Here is a 721-nt window from a genome sequence, read left to right as displayed (position 1 = left end):
GCCTCTACAACTCGGCCTGCTCCAGCTGCCACGGCCGCGATGGCCAGGGCTCGGCGGACAAGTTCTACCCATCCCTGAGCCTCAACACCGCGCTCAACGGCAACCAGGCCAACAACCTGGTGATGGCGATCATCGCCGGCATCGACCGCAAAGGTGCCGACGGCGCCGTGAGCATGCCGGCCCTGGGCGGTGACCTGAACGACGCGCAAATCGCCGCCATCGCCAACTACAGCCTGCAGACCTTCGGCAACCCGGCGCTGAGCGTCAGTTCCGAAGAAGTCACCAGCCTGCGTCGTGGCGGGGATGCGCCGTTGTTGATCACGGCCATGCCGTACCTGCTGTGGGGCGGTGGCCTGGTGGTGCTGGTGCTGATCATCGTGCTGTTGCTGTGGCGCCGTCACCACAAACACCTGCGGGCAGTGGAGGCCAAGCGGATCGCGTTGAACCGGCGTTTTCATTCCAACTAGCCGGAAACGCAAAAGCCCCGCCTTCGGTATGAAGTGCGGGGCTTTTTGTTGGTTGGGTAAATCACCGGCTGTTTTCCTCGTCATACCCAATTGCAGGAACGGGGGCGAATCCCGCACCTGAAGCTGCGAGCCGACAAGGAGAGGTCTTCATGGTCAACGTGAGTCGTCGTTCCCTGATCGCACTGGGCGCGGCCTTGCCGTTGCTGGGTCGCCTGGACTGGGCTGAGGCAAGCCCCGCCGTGGCGGCGCCCGAG

Annotated in this window: 1 protein-coding gene; it reads left to right on the top strand. The window is 64.1% G+C overall.

The features are described 5' to 3' along the window. A partial coding sequence (locus HX846_RS37095; protein ID WP_178967448.1) for a cytochrome c occupies positions 1 to 467 on the top strand: 467 nt, incomplete at its 5' end. Positions 468 to 721: the final 254 nt, after the last annotated feature.

It is taken from the genome of Pseudomonas sp. K5002 (genome assembly GCF_013386655.1).
In the GTDB taxonomy this organism is placed as follows: Bacteria; Pseudomonadota; Gammaproteobacteria; order Pseudomonadales; family Pseudomonadaceae; genus Aquipseudomonas.
This window is presented reverse-complemented; position numbering and strand designations above follow the sequence as displayed.